Source organism: Klebsiella sp. CN_Kp106 (assembly GCF_040064575.1).
Classification (GTDB): domain Bacteria; phylum Pseudomonadota; class Gammaproteobacteria; order Enterobacterales; family Enterobacteriaceae; genus Klebsiella; species Klebsiella michiganensis.
Genome location: NZ_JBEAIG010000001.1, coordinates 184,255 through 198,853, shown reverse-complemented (window position 1 = coordinate 198,853; position 14,599 = coordinate 184,255). Strand labels below are relative to the sequence as shown.

General features: G+C 59.5%; 14 protein-coding genes. 6 read left to right on the top strand and 8 right to left on the bottom strand.

The window, feature by feature from the left end; translation table 11 throughout:
- Positions 1–23: 23 nt before the first annotated feature.
- On the bottom strand, positions 24–2,525 hold the full coding sequence (gene copA / locus ABLU96_RS00850; RefSeq protein WP_064405072.1) for a copper-exporting P-type ATPase CopA: 2,502 nt from the start codon (positions 2,523–2,525) through the stop codon (positions 24–26).
- Positions 2,526–2,631: 106 nt separating this feature from the next.
- On the opposite strand from copA, the gene cueR reads away from it, so the two are divergent.
- Positions 2,632–3,042, top strand: a complete 411-nt coding sequence (cueR, locus tag ABLU96_RS00845; RefSeq protein WP_032727891.1) for a Cu(I)-responsive transcriptional regulator — start codon at positions 2,632–2,634, stop codon at positions 3,040–3,042.
- Here cueR and ABLU96_RS00840 read toward each other — a convergent pair.
- Together ABLU96_RS00840 and ABLU96_RS00835 are read right to left on the bottom strand one after the other, a co-directional pair.
- On the bottom strand, positions 3,039–3,503 hold the full coding sequence (locus tag ABLU96_RS00840; protein ID WP_064358005.1) for an NfeD family protein: 465 nt from the start codon (positions 3,501–3,503) through the stop codon (positions 3,039–3,041). The genes cueR and ABLU96_RS00840 overlap by 4 nt on opposite strands.
- Complete coding sequence (locus tag ABLU96_RS00835; protein ID WP_004129981.1) at positions 3,500–4,417, bottom strand: SPFH domain-containing protein; 918 nt, start codon at positions 4,415–4,417, stop codon at positions 3,500–3,502. Before ABLU96_RS00835 ends, ABLU96_RS00840 begins: the two co-directional genes overlap by 4 nt.
- 136 nt (positions 4,418–4,553) lie before the next feature.
- Here ABLU96_RS00835 and fetA point away from each other — a divergent pair, with 136 nt between their 5' ends.
- Both fetA and fetB read left to right on the top strand, forming a co-directional pair.
- On the top strand, positions 4,554–5,234 hold the full coding sequence (gene fetA, locus ABLU96_RS00830) for an iron ABC transporter ATP-binding protein FetA (RefSeq protein ID WP_004848402.1): 681 nt from the start codon (positions 4,554–4,556) through the stop codon (positions 5,232–5,234).
- The gene (gene fetB / locus ABLU96_RS00825) at positions 5,221–6,003 is read left to right on the top strand and encodes an iron export ABC transporter permease subunit FetB (RefSeq protein ID WP_004129987.1); all 783 of its coding nucleotides are present in this window, start codon (positions 5,221–5,223) and stop codon (positions 6,001–6,003) included. The genes fetA and fetB overlap by 14 nt, the downstream gene beginning before the upstream one ends.
- A gap of 108 nt (positions 6,004–6,111) precedes the next feature.
- Here the strand turns inward: fetB and ABLU96_RS00820 are convergent, their stop codons facing one another.
- From ABLU96_RS00820 to tesA, 3 genes are all read right to left on the bottom strand, one after another.
- A complete protein-coding gene (locus ABLU96_RS00820) occupies positions 6,112–6,966 on the bottom strand; it encodes a co-chaperone YbbN (protein ID WP_014228228.1) in 855 nt (284 codons plus the stop codon).
- 61 nt (positions 6,967–7,027) lie between these two features.
- Positions 7,028–7,837 carry an SDR family oxidoreductase gene (locus ABLU96_RS00815; protein WP_162557615.1) on the bottom strand — a complete coding sequence of 270 codons (810 nt, stop codon included), beginning with the start codon at positions 7,835–7,837 and terminating at the stop codon, positions 7,028–7,030.
- Positions 7,827–8,450 carry a multifunctional acyl-CoA thioesterase I/protease I/lysophospholipase L1 gene (tesA, locus tag ABLU96_RS00810; protein ID WP_049079717.1) on the bottom strand — a complete coding sequence of 208 codons (624 nt, stop codon included), beginning with the start codon at positions 8,448–8,450 and terminating at the stop codon, positions 7,827–7,829. Before tesA ends, ABLU96_RS00815 begins: the two co-directional genes overlap by 11 nt.
- Between tesA and ybbA the strand changes: the two genes are divergently transcribed.
- Both ybbA and ybbP read left to right on the top strand, forming a co-directional pair.
- Positions 8,421–9,107: a putative ABC transporter ATP-binding protein YbbA gene (ybbA, locus tag ABLU96_RS00805; protein WP_064405240.1), complete on the top strand. Its 687-nt coding sequence runs from the start codon at positions 8,421–8,423 to the stop codon at positions 9,105–9,107. The two genes, tesA and ybbA, sit on opposite strands and share 30 nt — an antisense overlap.
- Positions 9,104–11,521: a putative ABC transporter permease subunit YbbP gene (ybbP, locus tag ABLU96_RS00800; RefSeq protein WP_064405067.1), complete on the top strand. Its 2,418-nt coding sequence runs from the start codon at positions 9,104–9,106 to the stop codon at positions 11,519–11,521. The genes ybbA and ybbP overlap by 4 nt, the downstream gene beginning before the upstream one ends.
- Positions 11,522–11,644: 123 nt before the next feature.
- Here ybbP and ABLU96_RS00795 read toward each other — a convergent pair whose 3' ends face one another.
- Entirely contained in the window at positions 11,645–11,953 is a 309-nt protein-coding gene (locus tag ABLU96_RS00795; RefSeq protein ID WP_014228233.1) for a monooxygenase, read from the bottom strand.
- A gap of 209 nt (positions 11,954–12,162) precedes the next feature.
- Here ABLU96_RS00795 and ABLU96_RS00790 point away from each other — a divergent pair, with 209 nt between their 5' ends.
- On the top strand, positions 12,163–13,308 hold the full coding sequence (locus ABLU96_RS00790; protein ID WP_004130005.1) for a porin: 1,146 nt from the start codon (positions 12,163–12,165) through the stop codon (positions 13,306–13,308).
- Positions 13,309–13,425: 117 nt separating this feature from the next.
- On the opposite strand, the gene mnmH is transcribed toward ABLU96_RS00790, so the two are convergent.
- The gene (gene mnmH / locus ABLU96_RS00785) at positions 13,426–14,505 is read right to left on the bottom strand and encodes a tRNA 2-selenouridine(34) synthase MnmH (RefSeq protein WP_064405065.1); all 1,080 of its coding nucleotides are present in this window, start codon (positions 14,503–14,505) and stop codon (positions 13,426–13,428) included.
- Positions 14,506–14,599 lie beyond the last annotated feature (94 nt).

Below are 14,599 nucleotides of genomic sequence, written 5' to 3'. Positions count from 1 at the left end.
TTTCGCCCTCGCCAGAGGCTGCCTTATGCTTTGGGCTTATAGCGCAGCAGGCGGTTGGCGTTGCTCACAACGGTAATCGAAGAGAGCGCCATGGCCGCGCCCGCCACCACCGGGTTGAGCAGCGTGCCGGTCAGCGGCCACAGGATCCCGGCGGCAATCGGAATGCCCAGCGAGTTATAAACAAATGCCCCCAGCAGGTTCTGCTTCATATTACGCAGCGTGGCTTTGGCGATGTCCAGCGCATCGGCAACGCCGTTCAGGCTATGGCGCATCAGGGTAATCGCCGCCGTCTCAATGGCGACATCGCTGCCGCCGCCCATGGCGATCCCCACATCGGCCTGCGCCAGCGCGGGCGCATCGTTGATACCGTCGCCGATCATCGCCACCTGATGCCCTTCGCTTTGCAGGCGCTTAATCGCATCGGCTTTCCCGTCCGGCAGCACCCCGGCAATCACCTCATCAATGCCCGCCTCTTTGGCGATAGCTTTGGCGGTGGTGGGGTTATCTCCGGTCAGCATCACCAGACGATAGCCCTGGCGGTGCAGCCTGGCTAATGCCGCCACGCTATCTTCGCGCAGCGGATCGCGGATGGCGAACAGCGCCGCCGCCTGACCATCTACCGCCAGCAGCACCGGCGTGGCACCCTGTGACGCCTGGGCGGTCATGTCGTCTTCTATTTCAGCCGTTGCAATCTTGTGCTCATTAAGCAGCGCCTGGTTGCCGAGCAGCAGACGGCGGCCTTCGGCTTCGCCGCTGACCCCCAGCCCGCGCAGCGTGCGGAAGTTTTCTACCGCAGGCAGGCGTTGGTCCGCGGCTTTGTCGAGAATGGCGCGCGCCAGCGGGTGGCTGGAACCTTGCTCCAGAGACGCCGCCAGACGCAGAGCGGTGGACTCATCCATGGCGGTAAAGGTTTTTATCGCCACCACCTGCGGTTTACCCTCGGTCAGGGTACCGGTTTTATCAAAGACCAGCGTATCGAGAGTGCTGGCGCGCTGCAGCGCATCGGCGTCGCGCACCAGTACGCCGTACTCCGCCGCGCGGCCCACGCCGGAGATAATCGACATCGGCGTTGCCAGCCCCAGGGCGCACGGACAGGCGATAATCAGCACCGTGGTGGCGATCACCAGGGTATAGACAATTTGCGGCGCCGGGCCAAAAAAGTACCAGATCGCGGCGCTGAACAGGGCTATCGCCACAACCGCCGGGACGAACACGGCGGAGATTTTGTCCGCCAGCTGGCCGATTTCAGGTTTACTGCTCTGCGCCTGGCGCACCATGCGGATAATGCGCGCCAGGGTGGTTTGACTGCCGACGGCGCTGGCGGTAAACAGTACGCTGCCGTCCTGCACTACGGTCCCGGCATGAACGGCGTCACCGTCGCCTTTTTGCTGCGGCACCGGCTCGCCGGTGAGCATCGCTTCATCGAACCAGGCTTCGCCCTGGCTAATGACGCCGTCGACCGGTACGCGATCTCCGGTGGTCAGACGCAGGACCATTCCCGCCTGAACCTCAGCCAGCGGCAGATCTTTTTCGCCTTCCTCGGTGACCACCCTCGCTGACGGCGGGGTTAAATCGAGCAGTTTTTCCAGCGCTTTCGAAGAGCGCTGGCGCGCGCGGGCTTCCAGCATATGGCCGAGGTTAATCAGACCGATAATCATCGCGCTGGCTTCATAATAAAGGTGGCGGGCTTCCATCGGAAACCACTGCGGCCACAGGTTGACGCTCATTGAATAGAGCCAGGCGACGCCGGTACCCAGCGCCACCAGAGTATCCATGGTCGCGGTGCCGTTTTTCAGGCTTTTCCACGCGCTGCGGTAGAAATGGCCGCCGGCAAAGACCATCACCGCCAGGGTGACAACACCGATAGCCAGCCACAGGGCGCGGTTATCATCGCTGACCATCATATTGTCGCCGATCATTCCCCAGCCCATGACCGGGATACCTACCAGCAGGGCGACGATAGCCTGCCAGCGGAAGCGCTTCATTGTGGCGACGGCGGTTTCCTGCTGGCGCTCGCGGCGTTCGAGGTCGTCTTCGATAGCTTCCGCGCCGTAGCCCGCTTTCTCTACGGCCTGGACTAATTCTGCGGCGGACGCGCTGCCCATCACCAGCGCAGTGCGTTCCGCCAGGTTGACCCGCGCCTGCGAGACGCCCGGCACCGCGGCGAGCGCGTGTTGTACCCGGGATACGCAGCTGGCGCAGCTCATGCCGTTGATTAACAGCTGCTGGCTGTCATCTTCGTCACGGGCTGCCGGAAGCTCAGAGGTGGCCGCTGTCAGCGCTTCCGGCGGGATTGATGATTCTGCCAGCGGTTTAGCCTTTGGGTGGCTGAGCTCCGCGCCGTATCCGGCTTGTTTAATGGTCTCAATCAGCGCTTCCGCGCTGGCGCTGCCCGTGACGTGGGCTTCGGTAACGGTAACTTCCGCCTGCTCAACGTCGGGACGCTGCTCCAGGCTCTCTTTCACCCGTTTAACGCAGTGGCCGCAGGAGAGGCCATCAAGCGCGAGGTCGATAGTGGTAGACATACATAACTCCTGAATAAATTTCCGGTTAATGATTGACCGAACACACTCTTTCATCGAGTATTAACAAGGTTAAACCTTCCAGCAAGGGGAAGGTCAAGGGGGAAAGATGAATATTAGCGATGTGGCGAAAAAGACCGGCTTAACCAGCAAAGCGATCCGTTTTTACGAGGAGAAGGGGCTGGTGACGCCGCCGCTGCGTAGCGAAAACGGCTACCGCAGCTACAGCCAGCAGCATCTGGATGAACTGACCCTGCTGCGCCAGGCGCGCCAGGTGGGGTTTAATCTGGAAGAGTGTCGCGAGCTGATATTCCTGTTCAACGATCCCTCGCGGCACAGCGCCGACGTGAAACGCCGGACGCTGGAGAAAGTCGCGGAGATTGAGCGCCACATCAGCGAGCTGCAGGGCATGCGTGCACAGCTGCTGGCGCTGGCGGACTCCTGTCCCGGCGATGACAGCGCGGACTGCCCGATCATCGATAATCTCTCGGGCTGCTGTCACCGCAAGGTGCAGGCCTAGCGGCCGTTAGGGAGCTCCCTGATCCGCAGCGTAATCCCCTCGACGGAGACCACTTCAACCTTGCTGCCCGCCGCGAGGTCGTCATCGGCAATAACCGGCCATGAACTGTCGCCCACGCGGACGTGTCCGCGGCCGTTAACCAGCGCCGTTTCCAGCGTAAAGCGGCGGCCAAGCAGCTGCTGCCCGCGCTGATTAAGCTGAGCGTCCGCCGGCTTCTGGCGCTTAACGCGGTTACGCAGCCAGCGCGACCACAGCCAGGCCGCCAGCAGAGTCAGGACGGCAAACAGCGTACCCTGCCACTCCCAGCTCAACGGCAGCATCCAGACCAGCAGCCCGGTTACGACGCCGGCAATGCCGCTCCACAGCAGATAACCGTTGCCGCCGAGCATTTCCGCCGCCAGCAGCAGCCCGCCGAGGCTGAGCCAGAAAATATGCGGGTGGGCGAGAATCAGCGCGATCATGATTTTTTCTGCGCGCCAGCGCCTTCTTTAAGCAGCTCGCCGATCCCGGCGATGGAGCCCATCAGGCTGCTGGCATCGAGCGGCATCAGCACCACTTTGCTGTTATTGGCCGCGCCAATTTGCTGCAGCGCATCGGTATATTTCTGCGCGACAAAGTAGTTGATGGCCTGAATGTCGCCGGAAGCGATAGCGGATGAGACCATCTGCGTAGCGCGCGCTTCCGCTTCCGCGGAACGTTCGCGCGCCTCTGCCTGTAAAAACGCCGACTGACGCTCGCCTTCGGCTTTGAGGATCTGCGACTGCTTCTCGCCCTCGGCTTTTAAAATTTCCGCCTGACGTATCCCTTCGGCCTCAAGAATATAGGCGCGCTTGGTGCGCTCGGCTTTCATCTGGGCGTTCATTGAGGCGATAAGCTCCGCCGGCGGGCGTACGTCGCGGATCTCAACGCGGGTGATTTTGATGCCCCACGGGTTGGTCGCTTCATCGACAATATGCAGCAGGCGGGTGTTGATGCTGTCGCGCTGGGAGAGCATTTCGTCCAGCTCCATGGAGCCCAGCACGGTACGAATGTTGGTCATGGTCAGGTTGATAATCGCCAGCTCGAGGTTGCTGACTTCATAGGCGGCTTTCGGCGCGTCGATAACCTGAATAAAGCACACCGCATCAATGGTGACGTTGGCGTTATCGCGCGAAATCACCTCCTGCGAAGGGATATCGAGCACCTGCTCCATCATATTAATTTTGCGCCCGATACGATCCATAAAGGGCACCACCAGGCTCATCCCCGGCTGCAGCGTTTGCGTATAGCGGCCAAAGCGCTCTACCGTCCACTGGTAGCCCTGAGGAACGATTTTTACCGCCGCTCCGACGATAACCAGCGCGACGAAAATAAGAATGGGGATAAAAATCAGCATCAAAAACCTCCTGTCTTGTTGCCTGTTGATGCGCCGGGAGAGTGGCGCGCGTTTAACCAGAGTATATCTTTCCGCGCATCCGGGTGAAAGAAAAGTGGAGTAAACTAGAGGCGTTGTCGAAAAACTGGGAATAATAATGACCGAAAGTAACGCTATTTTGCGCCTGGACAATGTGGGTTTTCAGGCCGATGGAGTGACCATCCTTAATGAGATGAGTTTTCAGCTCAGGGCAGGGGAATTTAAGCTGATTACCGGCCCTTCCGGCTGCGGAAAAAGCACGTTATTAAAAATAATCGCTTCGCTGCTGAGCCCCACCGCGGGAAGCATTTTCTTCGCCGGTAAAAACATTAATGACTTAACGCCGGAAACCTATCGTCAGCAGGTTTCCTACTGCGCGCAAACCCCGGCGCTGTTCGGCGATTCAGTGTATGACAACCTGGTCTTCCCGTGGCAGATCCGTCATCAACAGCCGGATCCCAACGCGCTGGTCGCCGATCTGCTGCGCTTCGGGCTGGCGGAGAATACGCTGGAAAAGTCAATCAATGAACTTTCGGGCGGGGAAAAGCAGCGCGTTTCGTTGATTCGCAATCTGCAGTTTTTACCGCAGGTGCTGCTGCTCGATGAAATTACCAGCGCGCTGGACGAGAGCAATAAAAAAAACGTGAATGAGATTATCCATCGCTACACAACCGAAAAAAATATCGCCGTTCTGTGGGTCACTCACGATAGCAATGAAATTGCCCATGCGGATGAAGTGATTACCCTAAAGCCTGCCGGCGGAAAAGCGCAGGAGGAGAAAAAAAATGAACGGGCATAATATTACTAACGAATCGCTGGCGCTCTCCATGGTTCTGGTGCTGGTGGCGATCGTGGTCAGCTACCGGGAAAAGCTGGCGCTGGAAAAAGATATTATCTGGAGTATCTGCCGGGCGATTGTGCAACTGATTATCGTCGGCTATGTGCTGAAATATATCTTTAACGTTAATCACGCCGTGCTGACGCTGCTGATGGTGCTGTTTATCTGCTTTAACGCGGCGTGGAATGCGAAAAAGCGCAGCAAATATATCGATAAAGCCTTTGTTTCTTCGTTTATCGCGATAACCACCGGCGCTGGGTTAACCCTGGCGGTACTGGTTTTTTCCGGATCGATTGCGTTTGTGCCGATGCAGGTGATTCCGATTGCCGGGATGGTGGCCGGTAACGCGATGGTGGCGGTCGGGCTGTGCTACAACAACATGGGGCAGCGTTTCAGCAGCGAGCAGCAGCAGATCCAGGAGAAGCTGAGCCTGGGCGCGACGCCGAAGATGGCTTCCGCAAGGCTTATCCGCGATAGCATTCGCGCCGCGCTGATCCCGACGGTAGATTCGGCGAAAACGGTGGGGCTGGTGAGCCTGCCGGGGATGATGTCGGGGCTGATTTTCGCCGGGATTGATCCGGTAAAAGCGATTAAGTATCAGATTATGGTGACGTTTATGCTGCTGTCGACCGCCAGCCTGTCAACGATTATCGCCGGGTATCTGACCTACCTGAAGTTCTTTAATGCTCGCCATCAGCTGGTGGTGACGCAGCTGAAAAAACGCGCGTAAGTTTTTTCCCCGGAGGCGGCGCTGAACGCGCCTGTCCGGGCTACCGTCCCGCAGACGGCGGGGAATCTGTAGCCCGGCTAAGCGCAGCGCGAGCCGGGTTTTTTACGATTAATAAAGCAGAGAGTAGAGCTGGCGGCGGTACTTCGCGGCCAGCGCGTCGCCGGTGCCGAGGGCGGAGAGGATCTCCTGCAGCAGCTTGCGAACCTCGCCGTTTCCGGCGCCTAAATCTTTTTGCAGATGGCTGAACAGCAGCGCCAGCGCCTCTTCGTTACGCCCAACCTGATGCAGCTGTAATGCCAGCTGGGAGGCCAGCGCCGCGTCTTCCGGGTTCTGCTCTACCTGCTGCTGCAGCTGCTGAATTTCCGGCGTGTCGGCGGCTTTTTTCAGCAGCTCGATCTGCGCCACCAGTCCCTGATAGCGGGTATCCTGATCCTGCAGCGGCACGGTTTTCAGCACCGTTTCCGCTTCATCGGAACGGTGGAGGGCAATCAGCGTTTCCGCCAGCAGCAGGCCAATCTGGCTCTCCTGGTTCGACAGCTGCCAGGCGTCTTTCAGCAGCGGCAGCGCTTCGGCGTAGTTCTCTTCCTCCATCAGCGCCAGCGCCTGCTGCGCTTTGAGCTCCTCTTCGCGCGGCAGGAACTTATCCAGCAGCGCGCGCACCGCTTCTTCCGGCTGCGGGCCTTCAAAGCCGTCGACCGGCTGACCGTTCTGGAACAGGTAAACCGTAGGGATTGCGCGCAGGCCAAACTGCGAAGCCAGCATTTGTTCGGCATCGCAGTCAACTTTAGCGAGGGTAAACAGGCCGTTGTACTGGGCGGCGAGGCTCTCCAGCACCGGCGTCAGCTGCTCGCAATGTTGGCTGCGCGCGGACCAGAAATAGAACAGCACCGGCGTTGTCGCGGACTGCTGTAGCGTCTGGTGTAGGTTAGCTTCGGTAATATTGACAATATTCTGTGCGGACATGAGCAAGTCTCTTTAATCGATATTTGTATAGATATATGGGGGCGACGGCAGGCGCTTCAACTTAGCCCTGGATAATTTTGTCCATCGCGCGGGTCGGCAGCAGGCGTTTCAGCAGGGCGACCGCATGCGCCACCAGAGTGACCCGGTAGCGCAGCTTCGGTTTATCGCTGACAAAAGCATGGCGCACTTTTTCCACCACCGCTTCCGGCCCGAGAGTAAAGCGGGCGGCGATGCCGGGGTTTTCCACCGGCTTATCGGTCTGGGTCTGGTTGACGTTGTTGGTGAAGCGGGTGTGGATCGGGCCCGGCTCAATCAGGATGACCTTAATTCCGCTGTGGCGCAGCTCCATGCGCAGCGCGTCTGACCAGGCTTCCAGCGCGAATTTGCTGGCGGCATAGGCGCCGCGGCCGGGGCTGGAGATAATTCCCATCACCGATGAGGTCATCACAATACGCCCTTCGCCGTGCGGCTCCATTGCCGGAAGCAGCAGCATCGTTAGCTGATGGACGCCGAAAAAGTTGGCGGAAAACTGCTGCTCCATCTGCTGGCGGCTGATGGTCGGCAGCGGGCCGTAGACGCCGTAGCCCGCGTTGTTAAACAGGCCGTACAGGCGGTTGTCGGTCAGGGCAATCACCTCGGCGGCGGCGCGTTCAACGCTCTGCGGATCGTCAAGATCCAGCAACACACCGGTCAGCCCCAGCTCCTGCATCCGTGCGACATCTTCCGCTTTGCGGCAGGCGGCCAGCACGTTAAAGCCCTGGCGCTTTAAATCAAGGGCGCTTTCAAGACCAATTCCGCTGGAACATCCTGTAACTAAAACCGATTTTTGCATAACTTTACCTGCAAATGACTCGCTGTTATCAGGAGTCATGATTAACTAAGGGAGCCAAACGCGTCGCCATCCAGTCGGCGATAAACGGCTGGGCGTCGCGATTAGGGTGAATTCCATCGTCCTGCATCCACTGCGGTTTCAGATAAACCTCTTCCATAAAAAAGGGCAGCAGAGGAATATCAAACTCTTTGGCCAGTGCCGGATAAATTGCGCTAAAGGCTTCATTATAACGGCGGCCATAGTTGGCGGGCAGGCGAATTTGCATCAGCAGCGGCTGGGCGTTCGCCGCTTTGATATGCTCAATAATGGTACGCAGCGCCTGCTCCGTCTGCTGCGGCGGGAAACCGCGCAGCCCGTCGTTACCGCCCAGCTCTACCAGCACCCAGCGCGGCTGATGCTGCTTAAGCAGAGCCGGCAGCCTTGCCAGCCCCTGCTGCGAGGTATCGCCGCTGATGCTGGCGTTAACCACCGGCGTTTTGGTCTGCCACTTATCGTTAAGCAGCGCAGGCCAGGCGGTATTGCCCGCCATGCGATAACCGGCGCTCAGACTGTCGCCGAGAACCAACAGCGTGTCGGCCGCCATCGCGCGGCAGGTAAACAGGACCAGAAACAGGAAAGGCAAATGCCAGCGGAAAACATACTTGAAGTTCATCATCTTAAGAAATCCGTCGGTCAGGGTGAGCATCAGCTTTCCATCCTTACCGGAGTTGAGCTGGTTGTCAAACAGGGGCAGACCATCGCCCTGATTGGCGAGTCGGGGTCCGGTAAATCAACGCTGCTGGCGATCCTCGCCGGGCTGGACGACGGCAGCAGCGGGGAGGTTTTGCTGCTCGGACAGCCGCTGCACCAGATGGACGAAGAGGCGCGGGCGAAGCTGCGCGCTAAGCACGTCGGCTTTGTGTTTCAATCTTTTATGCTGATACCCACCCTCAATGCGCTGGAAAACGTTGAGCTTCCGGCGCTGCTGCGCGGCGAAAGCGATAGCCAGAGCCGCGGCAGCGCCCGGGCGCTGCTGGAGCAGCTGGGGCTGGGCAAACGCCTGCATCACCTGCCGGTACAGCTCTCCGGCGGCGAGCAGCAGCGGGTCGCGCTGGCGCGCGCGTTTAACGGCCGCCCGGAGCTGCTGTTCGCCGATGAACCCACCGGCAACCTCGACCGTCACACCGGGGATAAAATCGCCGACCTGCTGTTCTCGCTGAACCGCGAGCACGGCACCACGCTGATCCTCGTCACCCACGACCCGCTGCTGGCGGCGCGCTGCGACCGACGGCTGAGGCTGGTGGATGGCCAACTGCGGGAGGAAGCATGATCGCCCGCTGGTTCTGGCGCGAATGGCGCTCGCCGTCGCTGCTGATCGTCTGGCTGGCGCTGAGCCTGGCGGTGGCCTGCGTGCTGGCGCTGGGCTCGATAAGTGACCGCATGGAGAAAGGACTCAGCCAGCAGAGCCGGGAATTTATGGCCGGCGACCGCACGCTGCGCAGCTCGCGCGAAGTCCCAGGCGCATGGATTGACGAAGCGCGTCGCCTTGGTTTAACCGTCGGCGAACAGCTGAGCTTCGCCACTATGACGTTTTCCGGCGATACGCCGCAGCTGGCGGACGTCAAAGCGGTTGACGACACCTATCCGCTATATGGTCAGCTGCAGACCCAGCCGCCGGGGCTGAAGCCGCACGCCGGCACCGTGCTGCTGGCGCCGCGATTAATGGCGCTGCTGAATCTGAAAACCGGCGACACCATCGACGTGGGCGACGCCACGCTGCGCATTGCCGGCGAGGTGATACAGGAGCCGGATGCCGGATTTAACCCCTTCCAGATGGCGCCGCGGCTGATGATGAATACCGCAGACGTGGCGAAAACCGGCGCGGTGCAGCCCGGCAGCCGCGTCTCCTGGCGCTATAAATATGCCGGAACCCCGCAGCAGCTGGCGGACTACGAAAAGTGGCTGCTGCCGAAGCTGGGGCCTGAACATCGCTGGATCGGCCTGGAGCAGGACGACAGCGCGCTGGGTAAATCGCTGCAACGTTCGCAGCAGTTTTTGCTGCTGTCGGCGCTGTTAACGCTGCTGCTGGCGGTCGCCGCGGTGGCGGTGGCGATGAGTCATTACTGCCGCAGTCGTTACGATCTGGTGGCGATCCTTAAAACCCTCGGCGCCGGGCGGGCGCAGCTGCGCAAGCTGATTGTCGGCCAGTGGCTGATGCTGCTGGCGCTGGCGGTGGTTGCCGGCGGGGCGATGGGCGTCGGGCTGGAGCATATTCTGCTGCTGATGCTTAAGCCGGTGCTCCCGGCGGCGCTGCCGGCGGCGAGCGGCTGGCCGTGGCTGTGGGCGATCGGCGCGATGGTGGTGATTTCCCTGCTGGTCGGGCTGCGTCCTTATAGACTGCTGCTGGCGACGCTGCCGCTGCGGGTGCTGCGCCAGGATGTCGTCGCCAACGTCTGGCCGCTGACGTTCTATATTCCAGTGGTGTGCGCGGTGGTGGTAGCCCTGCTGGCGCTGCTGATGGGCGGCAGCCCCCTGCTATGGGCGGTGCTGGCGGGCGCCGTGGTGCTGGCGCTGCTGTGCGGCCTGGCGGGATGGGGCGTTCTGTGGCTACTGAAGCGTTTGACGTTAAAAGCGCTGCCGCTGCGCCTGGCGGTGAACCGTCTGCTGCGCCAGCCGTGGTCGACCCTGAGCCAACTGGCGGCCTTTTCGCTGTCGTTTATGCTGCTGGCGCTGCTGCTGGTGCTGCGCGGCGATCTGCTTGACCGCTGGCAGCAGCAGCTGCCGCCGGAAAGTCCTAACTATTTCCTGATTAACATTGCGCCGGAGCAGGTGGTACCGGTGAAAACCTTCCTCGCCGAACATCAGACCCGCGCCACCGAGTTCTACCCCATCGTGCGCGCCCGTCTGACGCAAATTAACGGTCAGGTGACGGAGGGCAATAAAGATGAAGCCCTGAACCGGGAGCTTAACCTCACCTGGAGCCGCGAGCGTCCGGATCATAATCCGCTGGTTGCCGGTAGCTGGCCGCCGAAGGCGGGCGAGGTGTCGATTGAAGAGGGGCTGGCGCAGCGTCTGGGCGTCAAGCTCGGCGATAGCGTGACCTTTACCGGGGATACTCAGGACTTTAGCGCGAAGGTGTCCAGCGTGCGTAAAGTCGACTGGGAGAGCCTGCGGCCGAACTTCTTCTTTATCTTCCCGCAGGGGGCGCTCGACGGCCAGCCGCAAAGCTGGCTGACCAGCTTCCGCTGGGATAACGGCAACGGGATGCTGACGCAGCTCAACCGCGAATTCCCCACCGTCAGCCTGCTGGATATCGGCGCGATTTTGCAGCAGATTGGCCAGGTGCTGACCCAGGTAAGCCGCGCGCTTGAGGTAATGGTGATTCTGGTCACCGCCTGCGGCGTTTTGCTGCTGCTGGCGCAGGTACAGGTCGGGATGCGTCAGCGTTATCAGGAGCTGGTGGTCTGGCGCACGCTGGGGGCCGGGAAGTCTCTGCTGCGCACCACGCTGTGGGCGGAGTTCGCGCTGCTGGGCGTGGTGTCCGGCGTCGTGGCGGCGATTGGCGCTGAGGTGGCGCTGGCGCTGCTGCAAAGCAAAATCTTTGACTTCCCGTGGTCTCCGGACTGGCGGCTGTGGGTGATGCTGCCGCTGTGCGGGGCGATACTGCTGTCGCTGTGCGGCGGCTGGCTGGGGCTGCGTCTGCTGAAAGGTAAGGCGCTGTTCCGCCAGTTTAGTCAGGGATAGGGTTAGCTATGTAGCCCGGGTAAGGCGTTATCCGCCACCCGGGGGTTTCACTGTATGCGGGAAAGTAGCCCGGGTAAGGCGTCAGCCGCAACCCGGGGGGTTACCCGGTACGGATGCGCGTTGCTATTGCAGATGACCGTGGTTCAGCGCGGTGAGCGGCTCATTAACATCGAAAATTTTGCAGATAACCTCGTTTACGCCGAGAGATTTCAGACGCGCGGTGTGCTTGTTGAGATAAGCGAGCGCGGTTTCTTCATTCGCAAAAAGATAGATCCCGCCCGCCTCCTGATTTTTTTCGCTTTCCGTCCAGACCTTCCAGATAAACCCCGGCTCCTGATTGATGGACTCGGCCAGCTCCACGAGCTGACGGGACATCTCGCTGCCGAAGGGACCGTTAAAGGCAAAGTGCAACTGCAGTAGTTTTTTCGACATACTTCCTCCATGGATGATGTTTGCGCGGTAATAGACCATTTTAATGACATGGCGATGAAAAGATAACCACAGTTTTTTTAACGGCACAAAATGGTAAGTCACTGATTTTTAACCGCACGAAACATTAAAAACTCAACAACACGCCATACTCGATCGCAGTTAATATTCAACTGGCAAATATAAGGTTGCTTATTAATCAAGGAAAAAGTATGGCACATAAAATAAAAGCGCTGGCGATAACGATCGGCGCAGCCCTGGCGTTAACCTCTTTTGCATCCCAGGCGGAAATTACGCTTTTAAAACAAGATCCGCAGGCGGGCGATCCGTTAAGCCGGCTTAATTTCACCGTCGGCGGGAGCATCCGTCCCCAGTTCAACATGATGTCCGGCGACGGAGACAAAGGCTCTTATAAACGTAACGGCTTCGATGGCGGCACCCGTTTCCGCTTCGCCGCCGACTACTATCTGTTCGATGATATTAGCTGGATCAGCTACTACGAGCTGGGCGTCAATATTCCGGCGCTTTTCGACTGGGATAACCACTACGCCGAAGGCGCGAATAACACCAGCCGCCGTATGCTCTATACCGGCCTGAAAAGCGATACCTGGGGGACGTTAACCTACGGTCAGCAGAACAGCGTTTATTACGACGTGGTCGGGGTAAAAACCGATATCTGGGATTACGACATGATAGGCCAGGCGCCTGGTAACGGCATCAACGGCGACTACGATGGCTCCTACCGCTCACGCAATATGCTGAAATATAAGAAAACCGTTGGCGATGTCGATCTTTACGCCTCTTATCTGTTTGAGGACAGCGAATATCTGCCGGGCAACGGCCTGCGCTACAAGCGTAAAGGCGGCGGCTCCATCGGCGCCGATTACCACATCATGAAGGATTTGACCTGGGGCGCAGCGTGGAACTATACCCGCGCCGATATGCGTAACCCCTCCAGTTCAGACAGCAAATCATACGATCAGAATATCGTCGGTACCGCGCTAAGCTGGACGCCGGATAACTGGACCTTCTCCTTTGGCGGCGGCTGGTATCAGAACTTCCTGACCACCAAAAAAACCGATGTTCATAACTACTTCGCGGGCGATGCCTGGGGTATTGAGTACTTTGCCGGTTATAAATTCCCGATTGGTCAGTATGCGGTGAAATCTATTCAGCCGTACTTTATGGGCGACCGCCTGCAGTACGTGAACGGCCGCAACTATCAGCGGATTGATAACGGCGTCGGCGTGAGCTTCCAGCTGGATTATGGTTTCCGCGTTGACTATGAACACGTCTTCACGTCGAGCACCGACAACCTGGGCGATATGAACCTGGTGCGTCTGCGCTACGACTTCTAAGCGCTGACACTTCCCCGGTGACGCTGCGCTTACCGGGGCTACAGGTTCACCGCCGTCTGCGGACCCGTAGCCCGGCTAAGGCGTTTACGCCGCAAGCCGGGACAGGAGAGGATGTGATTACTCCGCCAGCCAGGCGGCGACGTCCTGCCAGCTGCCGCGAAAAATAATCTTCTCCGCTTTTTTGCCGAGCTGGTAGCGGTACATCGGATCGTAATACTCGTTCAGCAGGGGAACCAGCCAGCTGAAGTGGGCTTCGGTGCTGGTGGTTCGCTGCTGCTCAAGCAGGGCTTCATCAAGCCGGGCGGTGAGCTGGGCAAAACGCTGTAACCCGAGGCGGCGGCGGATCGCGAACAGACCATGATGCAGATATTCGCTATACGCCTGCCAGCCTTGCTCTTCGCCGTAGGCCGCCAGGAAATCATGATGCATGCGCGCAAAATACTCTTCCCGCAGCCGTTCAAGACGGACAGCGAACGGATCTTCCACCACCGCCAGCGGCGACTGCGCCATGCGAAGGCGCATGCACTCCGGCAGGTGATTGGCGCCAATCATATGCCCCTCATCCTCCAGCACCCAGCGCGTCTGCTGCCCTGACTTTTTGAGCATTGCCACGGCCAGGTGATTTTCAAAGGTTGCCTGCTGATGCTGCTCCTGCAGGGTTCGGCCAAATGAAGAGCCGCGGTGATGGGCGAGCCCTTCGAGATCGATACCGTCCGGTTGAGCGCCGACCAGCTGGGTTTTACCGTTACCGGTACAGCCGCCGATCAGCACGATAGGGCGCTGCACCAGCTCTTCGGTAAGCTGTATCGCCGCCTGGCGCAGCGCTTTGTAGCCGCCGACGATCAGCGGGTAATCCACGCCCGCTTCCTTCAGCCACTGCTGGACGATATGTGAACGCTGGCCGCCGCGAGCGCAGCACAGGTAGCCCTCGGGATAGCGCGCGCAGGCCTCTTTCCAGGCGGCGAGGCGGCGGGCGCGAATCTCGCCGTTGACCAGCTGATGACCCAGCGCGAGGGCGGCGTCCGGCCCCTGACGCTTATAGCAGGTGCCGACGGCGGCGCGCTCGTCATCCTTCATCAGCGGCAGGTTGATCGCCGCGGGCATGGCGCTTTGCCTGAATTCAACCGGGGCGCGTACGTCAATCAGCGGCGTATCGCTGGCGAGAATCTGCCGAATATTCTGTGGTACTAATTCCATCATTTAAACCGTTAAGCCATTCAGACGCGTCGCTCGACGCGATAATTCCTCTATTGTACGCGGTGAGCGCCCTGCTGAATTGATTTTTCACGGT